At 70.2% G+C, this 20,903-nt stretch carries 21 protein-coding genes; 7 read left to right on the top strand and 14 right to left on the bottom strand.

The features are described 5' to 3' along the window. Positions 1-124 precede the first annotated feature (124 nt). The 4 genes from ACI2K4_RS33350 to ACI2K4_RS33365 all read right to left on the bottom strand — a co-directional run bounded on the left by ACI2K4_RS33350 (position 125) and on the right by ACI2K4_RS33365 (position 2,869). On the bottom strand, positions 125-1,357 hold the full coding sequence (locus ACI2K4_RS33350) for a helix-turn-helix domain-containing protein (protein ID WP_404517126.1): 1,233 nt from the start codon (positions 1,355-1,357) through the stop codon (positions 125-127). 139 nt (positions 1,358-1,496) lie between these two features. Further along, on the bottom strand, positions 1,497-2,021 hold the full coding sequence (locus tag ACI2K4_RS33355) for a hypothetical protein (protein ID WP_404517127.1): 525 nt from the start codon (positions 2,019-2,021) through the stop codon (positions 1,497-1,499). Between the two features lie 6 nt (positions 2,022-2,027). Then, positions 2,028-2,591: an NUDIX domain-containing protein gene (locus ACI2K4_RS33360; protein WP_404517128.1), complete on the bottom strand. Its 564-nt coding sequence runs from the start codon at positions 2,589-2,591 to the stop codon at positions 2,028-2,030. A 20-nt stretch (positions 2,592-2,611) separates the two neighbouring features. Further along, positions 2,612-2,869, bottom strand: a complete 258-nt coding sequence (locus tag ACI2K4_RS33365; RefSeq protein WP_404517130.1) for a transcriptional regulator — start codon at positions 2,867-2,869, stop codon at positions 2,612-2,614. A 124-nt stretch (positions 2,870-2,993) separates the two neighbouring features. On the opposite strand from ACI2K4_RS33365, the gene ACI2K4_RS33370 reads away from it, so the two are divergent. After that, complete coding sequence (locus ACI2K4_RS33370) at positions 2,994-3,617, top strand: hypothetical protein (RefSeq protein ID WP_404517132.1); 624 nt, start codon at positions 2,994-2,996, stop codon at positions 3,615-3,617. Positions 3,618-3,624: 7 nt separating this feature from the next. Here ACI2K4_RS33370 and ACI2K4_RS33375 read toward each other — a convergent pair whose 3' ends face one another. Next, entirely contained in the window at positions 3,625-4,524 is a 900-nt protein-coding gene (locus tag ACI2K4_RS33375; RefSeq protein ID WP_404517134.1) for an MBL fold metallo-hydrolase, read from the bottom strand. Between the two features lie 228 nt (positions 4,525-4,752). Here ACI2K4_RS33375 and ACI2K4_RS33380 point away from each other — a divergent pair, with 228 nt between their 5' ends. Next, positions 4,753-5,610, top strand: a complete 858-nt coding sequence (locus ACI2K4_RS33380; RefSeq protein ID WP_404517135.1) for a helix-turn-helix transcriptional regulator — start codon at positions 4,753-4,755, stop codon at positions 5,608-5,610. A 65-nt stretch (positions 5,611-5,675) separates the two neighbouring features. Here the strand turns inward: ACI2K4_RS33380 and ACI2K4_RS33385 are convergent, their stop codons facing one another. From ACI2K4_RS33385 to ACI2K4_RS33400, 4 genes are all read right to left on the bottom strand, one after another. Further along, positions 5,676-6,425: a hypothetical protein gene (locus tag ACI2K4_RS33385; protein ID WP_404517137.1), complete on the bottom strand. Its 750-nt coding sequence runs from the start codon at positions 6,423-6,425 to the stop codon at positions 5,676-5,678. A gap of 18 nt (positions 6,426-6,443) precedes the next feature. Then, a complete protein-coding gene (locus tag ACI2K4_RS33390) occupies positions 6,444-6,761 on the bottom strand; it encodes a hypothetical protein (RefSeq protein WP_404517138.1) in 318 nt (105 codons plus the stop codon). Between the two features lie 31 nt (positions 6,762-6,792). Beyond that, entirely contained in the window at positions 6,793-7,527 is a 735-nt protein-coding gene (locus tag ACI2K4_RS33395) for a hypothetical protein (protein ID WP_404517139.1), read from the bottom strand. A gap of 186 nt (positions 7,528-7,713) precedes the next feature. After that, the gene (locus ACI2K4_RS33400; protein WP_404517141.1) at positions 7,714-9,102 is read right to left on the bottom strand and encodes an FAD-dependent oxidoreductase; all 1,389 of its coding nucleotides are present in this window, start codon (positions 9,100-9,102) and stop codon (positions 7,714-7,716) included. Between the two features lie 383 nt (positions 9,103-9,485). Between ACI2K4_RS33400 and ACI2K4_RS33405 the strand changes: the two genes are divergently transcribed. Together ACI2K4_RS33405 and ACI2K4_RS33410 are read left to right on the top strand one after the other, a co-directional pair. Continuing rightward, on the top strand, positions 9,486-11,378 hold the full coding sequence (locus tag ACI2K4_RS33405) for an Hsp70 family protein (protein WP_404517164.1): 1,893 nt from the start codon (positions 9,486-9,488) through the stop codon (positions 11,376-11,378). 350 nt (positions 11,379-11,728) lie between these two features. Further along, positions 11,729-12,427 (top strand): histidine phosphatase family protein, encoded by a 699-nt coding sequence (locus tag ACI2K4_RS33410; protein ID WP_404517166.1) that lies wholly within the window; start codon positions 11,729-11,731, stop codon positions 12,425-12,427. Between the two features lie 18 nt (positions 12,428-12,445). Here the strand turns inward: ACI2K4_RS33410 and ACI2K4_RS33415 are convergent, their stop codons facing one another. After that, complete coding sequence (locus tag ACI2K4_RS33415; protein WP_404517143.1) at positions 12,446-12,982, bottom strand: TetR/AcrR family transcriptional regulator; 537 nt, start codon at positions 12,980-12,982, stop codon at positions 12,446-12,448. Positions 12,983-13,284: 302 nt separating this feature from the next. Between ACI2K4_RS33415 and ACI2K4_RS33420 the strand changes: the two genes are divergently transcribed. Then, positions 13,285-14,742 (top strand): MFS transporter, encoded by a 1,458-nt coding sequence (locus ACI2K4_RS33420; protein WP_404517144.1) that lies wholly within the window; start codon positions 13,285-13,287, stop codon positions 14,740-14,742. Positions 14,743-14,870: 128 nt separating this feature from the next. Here ACI2K4_RS33420 and ACI2K4_RS33425 read toward each other — a convergent pair whose 3' ends face one another. Then, complete coding sequence (locus ACI2K4_RS33425; RefSeq protein ID WP_404517167.1) at positions 14,871-15,575, bottom strand: cation diffusion facilitator family transporter; 705 nt, start codon at positions 15,573-15,575, stop codon at positions 14,871-14,873. Between the two features lie 2 nt (positions 15,576-15,577). After that, a complete protein-coding gene (locus ACI2K4_RS33430) occupies positions 15,578-15,955 on the bottom strand; it encodes an ArsR/SmtB family transcription factor (RefSeq protein WP_404517145.1) in 378 nt (125 codons plus the stop codon). A gap of 161 nt (positions 15,956-16,116) precedes the next feature. On the opposite strand from ACI2K4_RS33430, the gene ACI2K4_RS33435 reads away from it, so the two are divergent. Together ACI2K4_RS33435 and ACI2K4_RS33440 are read left to right on the top strand one after the other, a co-directional pair. Continuing rightward, positions 16,117-16,854, top strand: coding sequence for a neutral zinc metallopeptidase (locus ACI2K4_RS33435; RefSeq protein ID WP_404517146.1), 738 nt, complete (start codon positions 16,117-16,119; stop codon positions 16,852-16,854). 112 nt (positions 16,855-16,966) lie between these two features. Next, on the top strand, positions 16,967-17,653 hold the full coding sequence (locus ACI2K4_RS33440) for an HAD family hydrolase (protein WP_404517169.1): 687 nt from the start codon (positions 16,967-16,969) through the stop codon (positions 17,651-17,653). 356 nt (positions 17,654-18,009) lie between these two features. Here ACI2K4_RS33440 and ACI2K4_RS33445 read toward each other — a convergent pair whose 3' ends face one another. Beyond that, positions 18,010-20,562, bottom strand: coding sequence for an ABC transporter permease (locus ACI2K4_RS33445; protein ID WP_404517147.1), 2,553 nt, complete (start codon positions 20,560-20,562; stop codon positions 18,010-18,012). Continuing rightward, positions 20,562-20,903 (bottom strand): ABC transporter ATP-binding protein (locus ACI2K4_RS33450; RefSeq protein ID WP_404517149.1); only part of this gene is annotated, 342 nt, incomplete at its 5' end. The genes ACI2K4_RS33445 and ACI2K4_RS33450, both read right to left, overlap by 1 nt.

Below are 20,903 nucleotides of genomic sequence, written 5' to 3' on the forward strand. Positions count from 1 at the left end.
TCAGGTTGTTCGCCATGTGGTGACGATGCCGTCACGACGGGACAGAGGCCAGGTGCGTTATGGGGCAGACGTGCCGAACCTGTCTGCGGATGTGACCCGTGACGGGGCAGCGCCGCAGGTCAACTCAATCGCTGACGTCGAGGAAGTCCGCCAGGTCGCGTAGCTCAAGCGGAATCGCACGCGCCCGGCTGCGAAGCAGGCGCGAGGTCAAGGTGTGGGCGTACCGCTGGTAGCGCAGCCAGCCGGCTGCGGTCGCGCGTAGTTGCAGCAGAACATCCAGTGCTTCGTCGTGGTGTCGACGCTCGATGTGGGCCGCCGCCACGTCGAGACGGAAGCGTTGATAGGTGATCGCCGGTCGAGCGGAGGACGGCACGGACCGAGCAGCCTTCAGGGCGCGTCCCGCATCGCCTGTGACCATCGCGAGTTCGACCTCTCGCATGGCTACCACCGCCGGGCTAAACGTGGTCCAGTGAGTGACATGCGGCGATCTGTACCCGACAGCAACGTGCGCTGCCGCGCGCGCTCGGCGCAGCGAGTCCATGGCCACGTCCATTCGGTTGTTCCGCGTGGCCGCCGCAGCAGCGCCCAGGTTCAACCATCCCCAGGTGGCGATATCACTTTGCGGCGATCGGGTCAGGCTGGGCTCGATCGCCTCGGCGGTTGCCAGCGCCGCCCGCTCGGCCTCGTTGAACCGCGCCTGCCTGGTGAGCAGCCAGTTCTCGCTGCACACCGCCGAAGCGACCAGCATGTCGCTGCCGGCTTGGTGGGCGGCGTCGATGGCAAGGCCCAGGGCGTAGTAGGCGAGGTCGTCCTTGCGTAACTGGATCAGGATCATTGCGGCGGTCTGGTAGGTCTGTGCGAGTTGTTCCCAGGCCGTCGCTTGGTGGGGCTCGGGCGCGGCCGAGGTCGCCGCGCGTGCGTACGTGATCGCGGTTGGAAGCGCGGCCACTCCGGCGGCGTAATCGCTGTCCCGGAACATGCCGTTGATCTCGCGTACGGACTGCCAGACGTCGGTGCTGGACGGTGCGTCCTCGTCGTCGGCGAGAGTGACGACCCCGCCACCACTGAGCGCCCGTGCCGGTTGGAGGACGCGACGCATGACGTACAGGTCGTCGCGGTCGTCGGTGTTACCGGGAGCGAATCGAGGCACGGGGTGAAAGAGGGCCACGGTCGTGACGTCCAGGGCCGTGGCGAGTTTTCGGAGGGTTGGCAGAGATGCGGAGTCGCGGTCGCCACGTTCGAGCTTGCGGATCACGGAGACGCTGACGGTGGAGCGCTCGGCAAGGTTTTCCTGCGTGAACCCGGCTCGGCGACGCAGGCGGGCAAGATTGTCACCGATGCTCGGCATCGTGATCATCTCCCAGCTGGTGGTCTGGGCGGTTCCGCTCGGCCTTGACCCCGGACGCCCTCAATCCGGACGGTACACCTTGAGGCGGATCATCCTTCGGCGGCGACCAGCGCCATTCCTAAAAGCTACCGATGTTGACCATTTTCCGTCAGCCGGCCGCTTCGGCGCTGGTGTGACGGACGGCGAAAGTCTCGATCGCGTCCAGATCGTCCGGCTGCAATCCCACCCAGCTATCGGGGCGGATCAGCAGGGCATGACCGCCGCCGGTCAGTTCCTCGTAGACCGGCCCGTCGGTCGGCGTCTCGAGGTCGTCCGACCAGATCAGTCGTCGCCCGTCCGCGCGCACCGACCTGGCGGTGGCGAGCTTCGCCGAGGCAGCGGCATCTCCGGTGAGCGGTTCGGTGAACGCCCGACCGAGCTGCGGCAGCTCCCACAGCCGCTCCAACTCGTCGGCGTACGCACACCAGGTGGTCGACCAGCGCGCCTCGACCAGACCGAAGGCGTGCAGGGCGTGGATCCGGCTGATCAGGGGCGGCATCCATTGGAGCAGCACCGAGCGGCCGGCGGCGGTGGCGTAGCCGTACGCCAGGGTTCCTCCCCACCGGCCGGGGTCGTCGACGTTGAGCACCCCGTCCACGTCGAGCAGCCACACCGGCTTTTGTAGATCGACCATCTGTGACTACACCCAGTCTCTGAGTTTGGCGAGGAAGCGGGTGAAGTGTGGGTCGAAGCGGGAACCATCGGTTGCTTGCACCTCTGCCAACGACCACCACCGGGCCTCCCGGAACTCGCTGTGGTCGATCCGTAGCGGCTGCTGGCGGTCGCTGTAAACGAGGAACCACAGGCTCACGTCGGTGTGCCCGGCATCCATGCCGACGGTTCGGGTCACGGTGAGAAAGGTGGGCCGCTCCTCGAAGGCGCTGTCGGTCGTGATGCCGAGTTCCTCCTCCGCCTCCCGGCGGGCGGTCTGCGCCGGGTGCTCGTCCGGTTCGACGTGTCCGCCGGGCGGCAGCCACAGCCCGGCGTTGATGTGGTCGACCAGGAGGAGGCTGCCATCCGTACGGTCGATTGGAACGACGTAGGACACCAGGTGACGTGGCGGGGTGGCCGGCTTGACCCGCCGGAAGACGTCATCGGTGCTCTCCAGCCACCGCAACGTCTCCAGCCGGTGCTGAGCCTCCAACTCGTCTGCCGGCTCAACGCCGGAGACCAGGTCGTGGACAACCGCTACGGATGGACGCATCCAGGGATCATGCCAGGGCGCTACCGGCGACGGAGGAAGGCGTGTACGAGTTTGCTGCTGCCGAACTCGGCGATGTTCAGCAGTTCCCAGCCGAGCGGGTCGAGCGCCTCGGCGGCCATCAACGCGTACGTCGCCCGTTCCGGGCCGACCCCGCGATGGGACATGATCGCCAGGTAGCGGTGTGGGTAGCCGCGCAGGTCGGCGGTGTTGTTCAGGATCGCCTCCGCGCTGACGATGCGCGTCCGTGCGATCATCTCAGCGGTCTCCCGGGTGGCCATGCCACCCACCCTAATCGGGCTCTGCTCGTGCTGTCGGGGCCTGCGCGCCGGGCCCCGCGCCCGGTACGTTGGCGTCATGGAACTCCCGTCGTCGGGCCTCCTCCGGAACATGACATCGCGCGGGATGCGCAGGGTGTGGGTCGGTGGGCTAGGCGCACTGGTCGTCGTCCTCTTCGCCGCCGGCTGCGGCAGCGGGTCGTCGGACGTGCCGACGCCGACGACCGGTCCGGCAGCCCCGGAGACGACCGGCAGTTCGGCGCCCGCCGGGACCGGCCGGACGTACGACGCGGTCGGTCTGGACCTGTGCGCCCGTACGGACCTCGGCCCGCTCGCCGACCTGTCGCTCACGGTCGAGCGGCGGGAGCCGAAGCAGCCGCGTTCGGCGCCGGGAGCAGCCTGCCTGTTCGAGATGCGTACGCGTAGCGGGCACCAGGCGAGCCTCCTGGTCGAGGCGTCCACGTTGGGCTCGGCCGACGAGGCGGGGCGCCTCTACCGGGCCACCCAGGACGTTTCCGAGATGAACCCGGACGGCGCCGTCGACGGTGTCGGCGACGAGGCGGAAGCCTTCGCCCAGCAGTCCGAACCCGGCTTCAGGTATGCCGAGTACATGATCCACACGCGTAGCGGGAACCTGGTCCTGAAGGTGTGGCTGGCGGTGGGCGGCACCGCCTTCACCCCGAAGGACGTGCTGGCGGCCAAGGTGGAGACGATCGTGAAGGCGACGCTGTCGCAGGTCCCGGAGTCCTGACCGGCGCTCAGGCGCTCTCGGGTACGGGTCGGAAGTGGGTCGGAACCCAGGCGTACCCGTTCTCGACGCGGCGCAGGTGGCCCAGGCCGGGGAACGGGAGATGGGCCGCCGCCACCCACCATCGGTGCCGGGTGACCAGGTCGAACACCTCGTTCCGGGCGCGTACGGCGAGGTCGGGTTCGTTGTCGATCGCGATGGAGACGTGCGGCTGCGGCAGTTGGACGCTGTGACTGTGCACGACGTCGCCCCAGAAGAGCATCGTGTCCGTACCCTCGCCGACCAGGTACCCGGTGTGACCGGCGGTGTGCCCGTGCTGGTCGAGCGCCCGTACGCCGGGCAGCACCTCGTTGGTGTCGGTGTCGAAGGTGTCGAGCCGACCGGTTCGCTGGTACGGGGCCAGGCTGGTGGCCGCCGTCTGGTGGATCGTCCGTTGGACGCCCTCGGCCCGCGCGGTCTGTTCCCCGTCGAGCCAGTACCGGGCGTCGGCACGGGCGACGTGGACGGTGGCGCGCGGGTAGGCGGCGTCGCCCTGCGCGGTGACCAGGCCGCCGCAGTGGTCGGGGTGCAGATGTGTGATCACAACGTGTTCGATGTCGTCCGGGGTGACCCCGGCGGCGGAGAGGTTGTCGAGCAGGTGACCGGTGTCGGGGCCGAGTGCGGTCCCGCCACCGGTGTCGACGAGGAGGTGTCGGCCGTCCTCCTGGACGAGGAAGGCGATGACGGCGGTGTGCGGGTCACCTTCCTCGGGGAGGTAGGCGTCGGTGAGACGGGTCCGTACCTGCTCCTCCGGGACGCCCCGCAGGTCTTCGGCGAGAATGGGTACGTATCCGTCGTACAGCGCGGTGACCAGGCGGTTTCCGATCCGGAACCGCTGGAAGCCGGGCGCCTGCGCCGGTGGGTTGGGCATGGGTGGGTCTCGCTTTCCAAGTGGATCGTTTGATCGTCCCTACTGTGAATCGCCGCGTGGTCGACAACCAGACAGTGCGGTGGTTACCCAGCCGGCCGGTAACGGACAAAACAGTGACGCGGATATCCGTGGCCGATTCGGGAGGTTCCCGCGACGGGCGGCCGCTCGCGCTGCGGGTATCCACGGGATGGACAGGCACGCTGGTGCATTCCCGCCGACACTGGAGGCATGACTCGGAGCTGGTCGTCCTCGGCGGAACTGGGCGCGTTCCTGAGAAGTCGACGGGCCGCGCTCACCCCCGAGGAGACCGGTGTGCCCGCGTACGGCCAGCGCCGGGTGCCCGGTCTGCGACGCGAGGAACTCGCGCAGCTCGCCGGCATCAGCGTCACCTACTACACCCGGCTGGAGCAGGGGGAGAGCCACCAGATCTCGGACTCGGTCCTGGAGTCGTTGGCGCGCGTGCTCAGACTCGCGCCGAACGAGCGTGCCTACCTGACGCGCCTGGCCCGCCCGACGCGCGGCGTCCGTCGCGGCGACGAGCCGGAACTCGTACGCCCCGGGGTGCGTGCCCTGGTCGACGCGGCGGTCGGTCAGGCGGCGATCATCGTGGGACGCCGTGCGGACCTCCTCGGCGGGAACCGGCTCGGTTATGCCCTGTGGGGACTGTCCGCCCCGGATCCCGAGTCCGGAGAACCGCTGGTGAACATCGCCCGGATCATTTTCCTCGACCCGTCGTCCCGGGACCTGTTCCCGGATTGGGAGTCGCAGGCCCACGATATCGCTGCCTATCTGCGAACCGCGGCGGCTCGGCACCCGGGCGATCACGAGCTGCACGCGTTGATCGGCGAATTGAGCGTACGCAGCCCGGACTTCGTACGGATCTGGTCCGGGTACCCGGTCGGTGACTGCGTCCATTCCCGACGGGAGTACCGCCATCCCCAGGTCGGCACCATGACTCTCGAAGAGGAGATCGTCCGGTTGGCCGACGATCCCGGAATGCGCATCATCTTCAGCGGGGCACCGGAGGGCACCGAGTCGGCGGAACGGCTGCGCCTACTCGACACCCTCACCCTTCCGGCGCCGTGACGTGGGCGTACGCCCCGGTGGAGGTGAACCGGCCCGGAGCCGGGTGCCGACCTCGGACGCCCGCCCTAACCGCGTACCGCCTGGGGCCAGTTCCCGCCGGGGAGCTTCGAGTGGTCACCGACCTGGGTCGCCAGGTCCCGTACGTTGCCGAGCGCGTCGACAAAGCGTTGACCGACCGTGATCAGGATGTTCAGCCCCTCTTCGACCAGGGTGCCCACCGAGTTGCCCAGCGTCTCGATGACCAGGGGCAGGGTGATGACGCCACCCGCTTCGGCGGCAGCCTCCACGATCTTGTTCGCCAACCCGGTGACGATCTTGGCTAGTTCCGCGGCGAAGTCGACGTTCGCCTTCGCGATCTTGAACAGCCACTGACTGATGAACTCGGCCTTCAGGACGCTCTCGTCGATGGCCGCCTTCTGCTGGGTGGACTTGCGGGTGTAGGCGGCGGCGGCGTCGCCGGTCCACTTGACGAGGTCCTCGTCGGCCGGCTCGGTGGCGGCGAACGACAGCTCGGAGACGGGCGTCTTGACCTCGCCCACCCACCGGAAACTGATGGAGATGAGTGACAGCACCGGCAACTGGTGCTCGATCGCGTACCGCACCTTCTCCAGGACCTTGTCCAGCGCGTCCCGGATCGCGTCGAGGTTGTGCTTGATCCACCACAGGGCGGCGGGCCCGATCAGCCAGGCCCACCTGTTCACCTTGGCGACCAGGTCGTTGAAGGCGTCGACCGCTTTCTGGGCGCCCTCACGGATCTGGTCGAACGCAGTGTTGAACGGGCCCGTGTACTCGGCCTCGTCGCCCGGCGGTGCCATCTCAGAGCCCTCCCCGTGTCACGTGGTGTAGATCTTGTTCAGGTCGAGCGCGACGACCTCGTCGGCCCGGTCGTACGCGTTGGCGATCCGGTCGAGGGCCCCACCGATCTGGTCGAACTCCGTCACCGCGCCGGCCAGGATGTTCTCCATGAACGCCTGGAAGTCGTTGTACGCCGACGAGTGCTGCCCGGCGTTGGCGTCGCCGATGAAGAACGCGGTGATGCCGAGGTCGAGCAGGCTGGCCGCCGACTTGATCGGCTCCATCTGGTCGGCGAGCCGCCGCCACTTCCTGCCCTCGTTGTACACGGCGCGGGTGATGACGGTGACATCCGACATGGGCGTACCTACTCTCGGTCGGAATCGGGCTTCACTGCCCGTTGGCCTGGGCGGCACGGAACACCGCCAGCGCCTCCCGGCGCAGTTGGTCGTCGCTCGCCCCCCGGACGCGGTGGAGGTCACCGGTGACGCCGGCGATCGTCCGACCCCGCAGCCGTACGGTGAAGTGTCCGTGCGGGCTGGTCAGCGTCTCCTCCGAACTCTCCCGGGCGGTGGACTCGCTGTTGATCCGGTCCAGGCGACGTAGCCGCCGGTTGATGTCTTCGAGAAGGTCCCAGGTCGAGGCGAGCCACTCACGCTCGTCGACCGGCTCCTCGGGCACGGGCTGCCGCTGCGGGCGCCCTCCGGAGCGACCGGCAGCCGCCGTCACCGGCATCGTCCCGCTCCCCGCGTCAGCCGGGACCGCAGGATCGAACGGACGACCGCCGGACTCCTCCCGCGCCGCCAGGGCGGCGAGCGCCGTGGTGTTGGTCAGCTTCCGTACGGCATCGCCGTACGACTCGAACAGTGCGCTCGCGAAACCAGCCGGCTCCAACCGCTCCCGCCAGAGTCGGCTCAGCTCGACGCCCACCACCTGACCGCCCGGGTCGACGGAGACCCAGATCGAGTTCGACCGGTCAGTGCCCTCGTAGTGGGTGGAGAGATGGACGCTGCCACCGGCCTGCGTCAACTGCCGCCGGGCCTCCTCGCGGAGTTGCTCGGAGTCGCCGAGCGAATCCAGGCGCGCCAGTGTCAGGCCCTCGTCGTGGCCGTACCGCTGCGCCACATCGCCCCCCGTGGTCGTTGCCCGCCGGCCCGGCGCCACTGACACTGACACTGTCCGAGGGCAGGACGAGGCACAGGCTAACCCATAGCTCCACGTGCGTCAGTCCGCATCCATCGGTGCTCCAACCTGCTTGGAGCTGTCCGCCCTGGCCATCCGATCGCCGCCCCGCCATACGGCGAGGCATGTTCAGGCGGCAGCGCCCGGCTTCGGGCGGCGTGCCCGCAGTGCGCGTCCGAGCATGTCGCCCGTTCGTAGGTCGCTCGGGTGGCGGAGCATGTAGGAGACCTCCTCGAAGCGGCGGCTGACCACCGGGTCGACCAGGGTCGCGGCGCTGATCCGTCCGGAGAGCCACCGGGTGACCCGGTAGCCGCGCGGGCGCGGCGCGGTGACCGACGGCCGGGCCAGGTCGGCGAAGGTCGACAGGTCCCAGGCGGCGTCGACGACCACCCGTTGCAGGTCGAAAAAGTGTCGGGCGGGTTCGCTGATCGGCTGCCCCGAGTGCAGGAACATCGACAGACACGAGGCGTGCAGCGTGGCCGACGAGATTCCCTGCCCGTAGACCGGATTGAACGAGGCGACCGCGTCGCCGACCGCGATCAGGCCGGCGGGCAGGTGCGGGGTGCCGAGGAAGTCGCGACGCCGGCTGTCGGCGATCCGGTACGTCGTGACGTCGGTGACCGGCTCGTTGTCGGCGAGCTGCCCGAACGGCGCCGGAAGGTCCTCGCGGCAGCGGCGCAGCATGTCCTCGACGGTCGCGCCGGGGCGGCACTCGCCGTATCCCGCCATGGTCAGAATCCAGCGGTCGTTCTCGACCGCGCCGAAGAACGCCATGCCGAAGTCGCCGCCGACCCTCGGGCTGACGATCGCCAGACTGGTGTCGTACGGCGCGGGCCCGTCCTGGCGACGGAGGAAGATGGTGGCGTAGTTGACGCCGCTGACCTGACGGATCAGCGCCGGCTTCGGTCGCCCGGCAGCCTCCAGCCAGCTACCGAGCCTGCTTCCCCGTCCGGTCGCGTCGACCACGAGGTCGGCCGGGTACGAGGTGAGGACGTCGCCCGCTATCGCCTGGACGGCGGTGACCCGCGTGTCGTCGACCGTCAGACCGGTCACCTGGGCGGTGACGGTCCTGACATTCGGCACGGCGTCGAGCCGTTGCCGGATTTTGTGTTCGATCAGCGGTCGCGTCGCGGAGAGCAGGTGGACGGGGGCACCCTCGGCGCGGCGCATGCCGTCGAGGAAGACCGATCGACGGTGCGACGGCGCCTGGGTCGCGCCGGCCGACACGGCGTCCTCGGCGAAGCCCGGGAACCAGCGTTCCAGTTGTCGCTCCGCCGCCGGCAGCAAAAGATGCGCCTGACTCCCCTGGGGGACTCCGTTCCGACCGACGCCGTCCTCGGGCGCCGAGTCCCGCTCGATCACGATGACCTGCTCGGCGTGGTCGGCCAGGACTCGCGCGGCGAGCATGCCGGCGACGCTGCCACCGAGTACGACAGCGGTGCCGAGCCGAGTCGGGCGTCCGGTCGACGGCTCGACCGAACCGATCTCGGCGAACGTCATCGCCGCATTCGGCGTCATGGCTCTCTCCACTTCGGGCTGCGACTCGGGTGGTGAACGGACGCCTGTCGACGTGACAAGTCCGGGGTGGTGATGCCGACCGTGCGGGTCGGGGATCGTCGACGACGGTGGGGTGGTCGGACGCTCGCGCAAGAATGTACAAGGACGGCGGGGCGCGTACCCGGTGACGTTTTTCATGCCACGGTGGGTGAAGTGGCAAGCCTCTGCTGCGTCTGAACGGCCCCGCCGCCGTCGGGAACGAGCGACACCGTCCCCCGAGGACGGCCGGGCGCGACCGCGCGGCGGCGACCACGCCGGGAGGTCGGTTCCGGTCGGCCCACCGTCGCCCACGCGGGCGGGCGATCGTACGGGACGGTCTCCGATATGTTGGACCGGTGCCCACCATGGACGACGCCGGCCCGGTACGTCTAGGCATCGACTTCGGCACCTCCACGACCGTGGCGATGCTGGCCGTTCCGGGCAGGGGCTCGCGTTCGCTGCTGTTCGACGGTTCGCCGTTGCTGCCGTCGGCGGTCTGTCTCGACCCGACCGGTCGGATCCTGGTCGGTCGTGACGCCCTCTACACCGCCATGGCGCAACCGGCCACGTTCGAACCGCACCCGAAACAGCGGGTGGACGAGGGTACGGTACTGCTCGGCGACACCGAGATCCCCGTGTCGAAGCTGTTCGGAGCGGTGCTGGACCGGGTGCTGCTGGAGGCGGCGAACGTCACCGGTGGTGCCACCGACCGGGCCTCCGAAGTGGTGATCACCTGCCCGGCGGCCTGGGGGAACGCCCGTCGGGAGACGCTGCTGGCCGCCGCTCCCGACGGGACGCGTCTGGTCGAGGAGCCGGTGGCGGCGGCGCACGCGTTTGTCGACATCGCCGGTAACGACATCCCGGACGGTGGTGCGGCGGTCGTCTACGACTTCGGCGCCGGCACCTTCGACGCGGCGGTGGTACGACGTACCGGGGTCGGGTTCTCGGTGGTCGCGTCGCGCGGCCTGCCGGACTGCGGTGGGCTGGACGTGGACGCCGCGATCGTGGCCCGACTCGCGGCGGCGGTGCCCGACCCGCAGCTCTGGCACCGGTTGGACGAGCCGGCCACCGCCACCGACCGTCGGGCCCGGCAACAGTTGTGGGCCAACGTGCGCGCCGCCAAGGAGATGCTGTCGCGGGCCGCCACGGTCCAGGTCTACCTGCCGCTGTTCGACCTTGTGGTGCCGCTCGGCCGGCAGGAGTTGGACGAGCTGGCGGCGCCGATCCTCGACCGTACCGTCGAGACCGTACGCGAGGTGCTGGAGCTGGCCGGTGTCGGCGACGACGGTCTCGACGCGATCTTCCTGGCCGGTGGTTCGAGCCGGATGCCGGCGGTGGTGACGCACCTGCACCGCGCGTTCGGCTTCTCGCCGCTCACCGTGGAGCAGCCGGAGCTGGCGGTCGCCGAGGGCAGCCTCCGTGCCACCCGTACGACGGAGGCGGCCACCTCCACCACCACGAGCCCGGCGCCCGCTCCAGATCCCGGCGCCGAAGCCGGCGGCGTGTCCCCGGAGCTGGTGCCCGGGGTCTTCCGTGGTGCCGCGACGACGACCTGGACGCTGCCGGTGCCGGGGTGGGTCGCCCGCCAACGGGGGAGGCGGATCTGGCTGAGCGCCGGGGCGGGCGGCGCGGTGCTGGCCCTGATCGTGGCGGTGTTCCTGGTGGTATCGCCCGAAGGCGACGATCCCCGGGCATCAGAGCCGGGTGCCCGGGGCGCGTCGTCGGCGACCGCGAGTGCGTCACCGACTCCGAGTCCGTCGCCCAGCTACCCGCCCGGGATCGACCCGTGCCTGCTCGGAAGCTGGCGGGTGACCGCGAGCCGGGTCGTCGGCCGGATCGACAACGTCGAGGTGCAGTACGCCGGTGGTGCCGGGGTGGTGGTGACCTTCCGTGCCGACGGTACGTCCAGCACCGACTTCAGCAAGATGGAACCGAGGGTGACGAAGTACAAGAATGCCACCTGGTCCGATGTTGTCCGGGGCAAGTCGTCCGGACGGTACTTCGCCGAGAACGGGAAGGTCAGCGGGAGCACGGAGCGCTCCGACGCCGTCGGCACCCTGCGCCGCAACGGCAAGGTCAACAACACCTCGCCGGTCGCGTTCTTCCTCGAGCCATACTCCTACCGCTGCCGCGACGATCGCCTGACCACCTGGAGTGATCAGGGCGAGTTCTCCGACGAGTCGGTCCGGATCGCTCCCGCACCCACCCCGGTCCAGACGCCCACACCGGCGACCAGCGCGAGCGGCGGGCCCGCCTGAGGCTGGTGCGCGACCACCCCCACCGGGCGGTCGCCGGTGCCACCAACCCGACACGACCCGTACGCCCGGACGTCTGCAAGAGCACGTAAGGTCCCTCGAATGGGTGCGATAAAGCCGTGGCACGTGGTCCTGCTGTCGATCGTCTGTCTGCTGCCGCTCTTCGTCGCGTCGCTGGTCGGGGTGCTCTGGGCGATGTCCCGTCGCCGTCGCGACCGTTGACCCCGATGACGGCCGACCCGATCCGACCCCGGTGACGGCCGACCGCTTGCCGGACGGAACGGAGGTGGCGCCGGGTGGACCGGGTCGACCCGCCGGTCGCGGGGTGGGCCGAACCTGCCCACGGCGGCAGTGTGCCGGCCGAACTGACGGTGGTCCGGCACGGCCAGAGCACCGCCAACGCGGCCTTCGCCCGCGCCGAGGCGGTGGGCAGCACCGACAGCGGGGTCACCGGTCCGGACGCGCGGATCGGGCTCTCCCCGCTGGGTGCGGCACAGGCGGTGGCGCTCGGTCATCGGTTCGGTGCGCTCGCGGTCGACCGGCGCCCGCAGGTGGTGGTCTGTTCGCCGTACCGGCGGGCGCGGCAGACCTGGCGGCTCGCGGTCGACGCGGCTCGGGCGGAGAGTGGGCCGGAGCTGCCCAGCGCCTCGGTCGACGACCGGCTACGGGACCGGGTGATGGGGGAGTTGGAACTGCTCACCAGCGCGGCGGTCGCCGCCCGGTTCCCGGTCGAGGCGGCCCGCCGGGCCGCTCTGGGCGAGTTCCACTACCGCCCGCCGGGGGGTGAGTCGTTGCTGGACGTCGCGGCCCGTGTCGGGTCGCTGTTCGACGACGTACGGCGCGACCACGGCGGGAAGCGGGTGCTGCTGGTCGCCCACGACTCGGTGGTGCTGATGCTGCGCCACCTGGTGGAGGGCCTCTCCCCGGAGGAACTGAAGGCGGTGGTACGCGCCGGTCCGGTGCGTAACGCGTCGGTCACCCGTTGGGCGCGGGTGGCGGGACGGCTGGTGCTGGCCGAGTACAACACCGTTACCCACCTGCCCGGGGAGTGAGCCCGGCCGGGCGGTGGCTCAGCCCCTCGGCTGCTGCGGCCGCAGTCCGTCGAGGGCCATGTCGAGCACCCGTTCGAGTTGACCAGGCTCGGCGACCTTGATCAGGGTGATCCCGCTGACCATGCGCATCACGTCGCTGATGTTCGTGTCGGGCCGGGCGACGCCGGCTTCCTGGGCACGTTCGAGCAGCGGCTTGCCCGCGTCGTACACCTCGTCCCGGCAGCGCTGGAAGATCTCCGAGTCGTGGACCAGCTCCTCGGCCAACGCGCGCTTGGTGGCGATGTAGTCGACCAACCGGTGCAGCCAGCCGACCAGCGCCTCCCAGGGCGGTTCTCCGGCGAGGTCGCTCGCGGAGCGGGAGAGTGCCTCGACCTCGCCGACGTAGACCGCCTCGAAGAGGTCGCGGCGGGTCGGGAAGTGCCGGTAGAGGGTGCCGATGCCTACCTCGGCCCGCCGGGCGATGTCTTCGAGCGAGGCTGACGCGCCGTCCTCGGCGAAGGCGGTACGGGCTGAGCTGACCAGTTTGTCATAGTTTCGCCGTGCATCGGCCCGCATCGGGCGCCGCGAAAGAGCGTCGGGTGCCGGTGCGGCCTTCGTCACAGCGGGCTCTCCCACCTTCGGTTGCTACCGGAGGAATCCCTCCGGTAGTGTTTTCGGAGGCAAGCCTCCGCTTGTTGTTCGGAGGGTCGCCTCCACATATGGTACCTCCCCGTCAGGGCGGGGTGGGTCGAGCGGGTGCGCCGGCTGCCGCTCCCGACCAGCACCGCCCGCGCCAGCGTCGGCCGGACGGGTCGGGCGAGCACGTGCCATCCGGGCGGCAGGGACACCCATTCCAGCTACTTCGTAAGGAAGTTCTCGTGGCATCGACCACCAGACGTACACCTCGTCAGTTGACCTTCGCCGTGCTCGCGGCGGGCGCCGGCTTCTTCGCGATGACGCAGTCGCTGATCAGCCCGGTGCTCTCCACCATCCAGCACGACCTGCACACCTCGCAGAGCACCGTGACCTGGGTGCTCACCGCCTACCTGCTCTCCGCGTCGATCTTCACCCCGATTCTCGGCCGGGTCGGCGACATGATCGGCAAGGAGCGCGTCCTGGTCGCCGCCCTGCTCGGGCTGGCGGTCGGCTGCCTGCTCGCCGCCATCGCCCCGAACATCGGCGTGCTGATCATCGCCCGGCTGATCCAGGGCATCGGCGGAGCGGTCTTCCCGCTCTCCTTCGGCATCATCCGGGACGAGTTCCCGCCGGCCCGGATGTCCTCGGCGATCGGCGCGATGTCGGCGATCGTCGCGGTCGGCGGCGGTCTGGGCGTTGTCCTCGCCGGCCCGATCGTCGGGCTGCTCGGCTACCGGTCACTCTTCTGGATCCCGGCGCTGATCGTCGCGCTGACCGCGCTCGCGGCGCACCTGCTCGTCCCCGAGTCGCCGGTACGCAACCCGGGCCGGATCAGTTGGCTCGCCACCGTGCTGATGTCGGCCTGGCTCGTCGCCCTGCTCCTGGCCGTCAGCAAGGCACCGCAGTGGGGCTGGTCGTCGACCAAGGTGATCGGCCTGCTGCTGGTCGCTGTGGTGATCTTCGCCGGTTGGGTCGCCACCGAGATCCGTTCGGCGAACCCGCTGATCGACATGCGGATGATGCGGCTGCCGGCGGTCTGGGCCACCAACCTTGTCGCGCTCCTCTTCGGCGGCGTCATGTTCGCCCTGTACGGCTTCCTGCCGCAGTTCACCCAGACGCCGAGCGCGGCCGGATACGGCTTCGGCGCGAGCGTGACCGAGGCGGGGCTGCTGATGCTGCCGATGCTGGTCACCATGTTTGTCGCCGGACTGCTCAGTGGCCGGATCGAGCAGGTGTTCAGCGCGAAGGCACAGCTCGTCGCGGGCTCGGCGCTCGGCGTCGTGGCCTCGGCGGGCCTGGTCGTGGCGCACGACGAACGCTGGCAGCTCGGTGCTGCGGCGGCCGTCTTCGGTCTGGGTATCGGTCTGGCCTACTCGGCCATGACGAACCTGATCGTCAAGAGCGTCGAGCCGCACCACACCGGCGCGGCGGTCGGGATGAACGCCAACATCCGGACCATCGGCGGCGCGATCGGCGCCGGCCTGATGAGCAGCGTCGTGACCAGCCACCTCCAGCCCAGTGGGCTGCCCGAGGAGGCCGGCTACAGCCACGGCTTCGCGATGCTCGCCGGCCTGGCGGTGGCGGCCGTCGTGGCGGCGCTGCTCGTACCGACCGTTCGGCGCGCCTCCCGGCCGGCGCCGCAGGACGTGACGCCGACCCCGGACGTCTCACCGGAGCCGGTGGCCGTCGCCGGCAGGTGACACGGGACCTTCGTACGGTCGCTCGACCTGGAGGTAACCACGGGATCCCGGGGGCACAGCGCCGTCACCGCGACGGCGTGCCCCCGGGATCCCGGTCTTTCTCAGGCGCGTCCTTGGGCGGGTGTGTGTCATCGATCGGCGCAGCAGGGTTCGTCGGCGCAGCCCGGCCCGCAGCCGCAGTCGTCCGCCCGCTGGTCGTGGCCGGCGGGGACGGCGCAGTCGTCACACTGCTCACCACGCCACGCCTGGATCCCCTCGCGGACGGCGACGGCGGCGATGACCAGGCCGGCGACCGGGTCGGCCCAGGACCAGCCCAGCCAGGCGTTGAGGACCAGCCCGACGAGCAGGATCGCGGAGAGATAGGTGCAGAGCAGGGTCTGGGTGGAGTCCGCGACCACGGTGGCCGAGCCGAGTTCCCGGCCGGTGCGGCGTTTGGCCCAGACCAGCAGCGGCATCACGACCACGGAGACGGCGGCGATGCCGATCCCGACCGGGGAGGGCTCCGCGTCACCCCGGCCGAGCAGGGAGCGGAGAGCGTCCGTGCCGATCCAGGCGGCGAGGGCGAAGAACGACAGGGCGATCAGCCGCAGCGCGATCCGTTCCCGGGCCTCGGGGACGCGCGAGCGGAACTGCCAGACCACCACCAGGGCGGAGGAGACCTCGATGAAGGAGTCCAGGCCGAACCCGATCAGCGCGGTCGAGGACGCCGCCGCGCCGGCCGCGACGGCGACGATGCCTTCGAGCAGGTTGTACCCGGCGGTGGTGTAGGCCAGGTGCAGGCTGCGCCGGTTGAGCCGGGCCCGCCGTTGCGGGCTGAGAATTGTCGTCGAGATGCTCACCGGCTCGCCGCCCCGGCCGGTTCGGTGCCGTAGGTCGGGCAGAGGGCGACGGCCGAGCCGGTCGCCGTCAGTACGCCCTCGGCGGCGTGCAGCAGGTCCATCAGCTCGGGCCGGGTCAGCGTGTAGAACGACTGCCGCCCCTGCACCCGGTAGTCGATCAGGCCGCAGTCGCGCAGGCAGGCGAGGTGTTTCGAGACCGTCGACTGGGCCAGGCCCAGCTCACCGGTCAGATCCACCACCCGAGCCTCCCCGGCCGCGAGCCGTCGCACGATCCGTAGCCGGGTCTCGTCCGCCAACGACCGGAACAGGGCCACCGCCGGTGTCATCCCGGCCGCGATGTTCGCGGTCACGCATTCCCCACCTGTCATCGTCATGAGGCGATGATAGCCGTATCAGGCGATGCCGTGTCCAGGGTTTCGAGCACGAACCAGGTCCGGTGGAGAGTGTGGATGGACCGTGGTCTAACTTCCGCCGGACGGGAATCATTGACGTACCGCCGGTTCGCCGGGCGGCACGACTGCCGAGGGAGGCCGCGATGACGGCGCGGATGGTGGACCGGAGCAAGCGCGGAGCGGGTCTGGTCGGCCTGGTCGCCGCGCTCGCGGTGACGCTCGCCTGCATGGGTACGCCCGGCACCGAACCGGCCGCGCCGCCACCCGCGCCACCGGCATCCGAGGCGTCCGGCGAGCCCGTGGACGGCTCGATGAGCGTCGAGGAGTTCGAGCGCGACATCTCCGGTGCGGTCCGCCTCGCCGAGCAGTACTGGAAGGAGCGGTTCACCGAGTCCGGCCAACGCTTCGAGGCGGTCCGCCGCGTCCTCACGTACTCCCGCAACGGCGAGATCTCCTGCGGGCAGCAGGAGATCCCCCGCAACAACGCGGTCTACTGCCCGGCCGGGGACTTCATCGCGTACGACGTGAACTGGGCCGTCGCCGCGTTCCGGCAGATCGGCGACGCGTTCATCTTCTTCCTGCTCGGCCACGAGTACGCCCACGCGATCCAGGCCCGGCTCGGTATCCAGCACCAGTTCACCATCCAGTCGGAGTTGCAGGCCGACTGCATGGCCGGCGCGTACCTGGGCGACTCGGTGCAGAGCGGCCAGTTGGACCTGCAGGACGGTGACCTCGACGAGTTCCGGGCCGGTCTGGAAGCCGTCGGCGACGACCCGGACCAACCCTGGTTCGCCGAGGGCTCGCACGGCACCGCCCGGCAACGCATCGAATCCTTCTTCCGGGGCTACGACAGCTCCTTCTCCGCCTGCGACCTCACCTGACCCCGTCCGGGCGGCACGCTGAGGGATCGGCCACAGTTCACCGGGAGTACGCGTACGGGTCCGGACCGCGCTTGGGAGAATCGGGCCAACTGCTCGTACCCGGGAGGACACCCTGACTGGCCCGCATCCCGCCGCCGTTCTCTTCGACATGGACGGCACGCTCGTCGACAGCGAGAAGATCTGGGGTATCGCCCTGCACGAGCTCGCCGCGCACTACGGCGGGACGCTCTCCGAGCCGGCCCGCCGGGCGATGATCGGTTCCAGCATGGCCAGCTCGATGGAGATCATGCACACCGACCTCGGGCAGGAGTGGCGGGACGCGGCCTACGGCGCGGCCTGGCTGGAGAAGCGGGTGGCGGAGCTGTTCGTCGACGGACTGCCCTGGCGGCCGGGGGCACTGGGTCTGCTCCAACTGGTCCGGGCCGCCGGCATCCCGACCGCCCTGGTCACCTCCACCGGTCGGCAACTGGTCGAGATCGCGTTGGAGACCCTCGGCCGGGACAGCTTCGACGTGGTGGTCTGCGGCGACGAGGTGAGCGCCGCCAAGCCGGATCCGGAGCCGTACCTCACCGCCGCCCGGATGCTCGGTGTGCCGATCGAGCGGTGCGTGGCGATCGAGGACTCGCGGGCCGGGGTGGCGAGCGCGGTCGCCGCCGGTGCCGCCGTACTGGCGGTGCCGAGTGAGGTGCCGCTGGACGAGGTGGAGGGCATCCACCTGCTGGAGAGCCTGACCGGCGCGGACCTGACGCTGCTCAGCCGGGTGGTGGCCCGCCTCGACCTGCCCGGGGCACCTGCCTGACGTTGCCGGTGGACCGCTCCCGGCTGTGAGCGGGGGCGGTCCGGCCCGCTGGGAGCCGCACGAGCAACGTGCCGTTCTGTTGGACCAGGAGCCCTGCCACAACCGGTGACGAGCACTGGGACGTATTTCGTCGACGCGCTGGTACACGCACCGGCGCGCCCGGTGGGGATGAAGCGGCTCCTCGTGTCTTCGACCACCAAGGTTTGTGCTCGACGACGTGTTCGAGGATCAATAGCTTCCAACCATGATGACCTTCGCCGTAGACCTCCGATTTTGATCCTCGCACCGCAAGACGCCGTGGGGGCGGTGTCGCGTACGACACCGCCCCCACGTCCCCCGTACCCCCCAATAGCGACTTATTCGTGCGCGATCGCGCCCAGGACGTTGATCCGGGCGGCCCGGATCGCCGGCAGCACCGCCGCGACCACACCGACCAGGGCGGCCAGCCCGATCACGATGCCGAGCTGGGTCCAGGGCAGCACCAGGTCGGTGATGCCCTCGTCACGCAGGGCCCGGACCACCGCCGCGCCCAGGCCGGCGCCGACCACCATGCCGAGCAGCGCGCCGAAGACCGAGATCACCACGGCCTCGACCGTGACCATCCACATGGTCGACGCCCGGTTCAGCCCGATCGCGCGGAGCAGTCCCAGTTCCCGGGTACGTTCCAGCACCGACAGGGCCAGCGTGTTCACGATCCCGAGTACGGCGATCAGGATCGCCAGCGCCAGCAGGATCTGGATCATCGTGAGCAGCGTGTCGACCTGGCCGGTCTGCTGTTCGATGAACGTCGCCCGGTCCGCCACGGAGACCTCCGGGCTGTCCGCGAGCAGCGTCTCCACCTGCGGCAGCACCTGGCCGACCGAGGTGCCGGGGGCGAGTTGCAGGTAGCCCTGCGACGGCCGGGGGATGGCGAAGTCCTTTGTCGCCTCCAGCGGCAGCAGGAACCCGCTGTACAGCTCGGACGCGGCGTAGATGCCGCGCACCGTGTAGGTGTGCGCCTCACCCCGGGAGAGCTGCATCGGTACCGTCGCCCCGACGGTCAGGCCGAGGTCCTTGGCGGTTTCCGCGTCGACCAGAACCTGGTCCGGACCGAGCGCGTCGATGGTCCCGGCGGTCGGCTTCACCCCGTAGATGTCGACCATCGCCGGTACGTCGTTGGTCGCGTTGACCCACTCCCGTTCACCGTTGACCACGGCCAGGTCGCCCCAGAAGCCGGCGACCGCCTTCACCCCGGGCAGGTCGGCGGCCCGGTCCAGGACCGCCTGGTCGAAGGTCGGCGGCCGGGGACCGGTCTGTGCGCCGGAGATGACCAGGTCGGCGCTGATGGTCTCCTCGGCCAGGCCGGAGATGCTCGTCTTGGCCGAGTCGAGGATGACGGTCACACCGGTGACCAGGGCGATGCCGATCATCAGGGCCGCCGCGGTGATGGCGGTCCGGCGCGGGTTGCGTCCGGAGTTGAGCCGGCCCAGCTTGCCCGGGACCGACCAGGAGAAGATCCGGCCGAGCAACGCCACCACCGGCCGGCTGATCACCGGGGTCAGCAGGGCCACGCCGATGAACGCGAGCAGCACGCCGCCGAGGATGGTGGCGAGCACGGAGTCACCGGCCGAGCCGGTCAGCCCCAGGGTCAGCAGGCCGGCGCCGAGGACCGAGACGATCGCGCCGGCCACGGTGAGCCGGGTCAGCGGACGGTCCGGGGTGGCGACGTCCTGCATCGCCGCGATCGGCGGAATCCGGGAGGCACGAAGCGCCGGGATCAGCGCGGCGACCACCGTGATCAGGATCCCGACCGCGAAGGAGCTGATCACCGCCACCGGGGGCACGCCCACGCCGGCCAGCGCCAGGCCGCCGCCGAACTGCCCGAACGCGTACGCGAGCAGCGCGCCGACGCCGATGCCGGCGCCCAGGCCGAGGACCGAGGCGACCAGTCCGATCGCCACCGCCTCGACCAGGACCGAGCGGACGACCTGCCGGCCGCTGGCCCCGATGGCCCGCATCAGGGCCAGTTCGCGGGTCCGCTGGGCCACGATGATCGAGAAGGTGTTGAGGATCAGGAAGGTGCCGACCAGCAGCGCCACCCCGGCGAAGCCGAGCAGGATCTGGTTGAAGAAGGCCAGCCCCTCCTTCAGCCCGGCGGCGGAGTCGGCGGAGAGCTGTTCGCCGGTCTTCACCTCGTACCCGTCGCCGACCACGGCCGCGACCCGGTCGCGCAGTGTCGCCTGGTCGACGCCGACCTGCGCGCGGACGCTGATGTTGGTGTAGACGTCGCGGGCGCCGAGCATGAGCTGCTGCGCGACCGGGTCGGTGAACGCGACCTCGTTGACGCCGCCGAGGCTGTCCCGGTCACCGCTGTAGCCGAAGACGCCGACCAGGGTGAACTCCTGCTTCGGTGCCAGGTCGACCAGGACACCGACCCGGTCGCCGACCTTGACCTTGGCGGCCTTGGCCAGCCCGGCGTTGATCACGATTTCGGTGTCGGCGGTCGGTGCGCGCCCTTCGCGCAGTTTCAGCAACTCGTTCTCGCCGGTCCAGTTCTCGCCGAGCTGCGGCGGCCCGAACGACGTCACGACCTTGCCGTTGCTGCCGATCAGGCGGGCTCCGTCGGTGGCGACCACGCCGGTCGCCTCGGCCACCCCGGGCACCTTCTTTACGGTCTCCAGCGTGGCGGCGGGCAGCGGGGTGGCGATCTGCTCGCCCTCGAACTCGCTGAGCGCCACCTTCGGCTTGGCGGCCACGTTCACGTCGGTGGTGGCGTACGCGTCGCTGAACACCGAGTCGAAGGAGCGGCCGAGCGTGTCGGTGAGGACGAACGAACCGGCCACGAACATCACGCCCAGCACCACGGCCAGTCCGGACAGGACCAGCCGTACCTTGCGGGCGAGCAGGCTCTTGAGGGTCGCGCGCAGCATCAGTTGTCCGCCTCGGCGAGTACGTCCAGCCGCTTCATGGTGTCGAGCACGGTCTCCGGCGTCGGTTCGAACAGCTCGGAGACGATGCCGCCGTCGGCGAGGAAGATGACGCGGTCGGCGTAGCTGGCGGCGACGGGGTCGTGGGTGACCATGACGATGGTTTGGTGGTGGTTGCGGACGCTGTCGCGGAGGAAGGTGAGGACTTCGGCGCCGGCTCGGGAGTCGAGGTTTCCGGTGGGTTCGTCGGCGAAGATGACGTCGGGTCGGGCGACGAGGGCGCGGGCGCAGGCGACGCGTTGTTGTTGTCCGCCGGAGAGTTGGTTGGGTCGGTGGTGGAGTCG

Origin of the sequence: Micromonospora sp. NPDC050397, from assembly GCF_044901685.1 — a bacterium.
Classification (GTDB): Bacteria; Actinomycetota; Actinomycetes; order Mycobacteriales; family Micromonosporaceae; genus Micromonospora_G.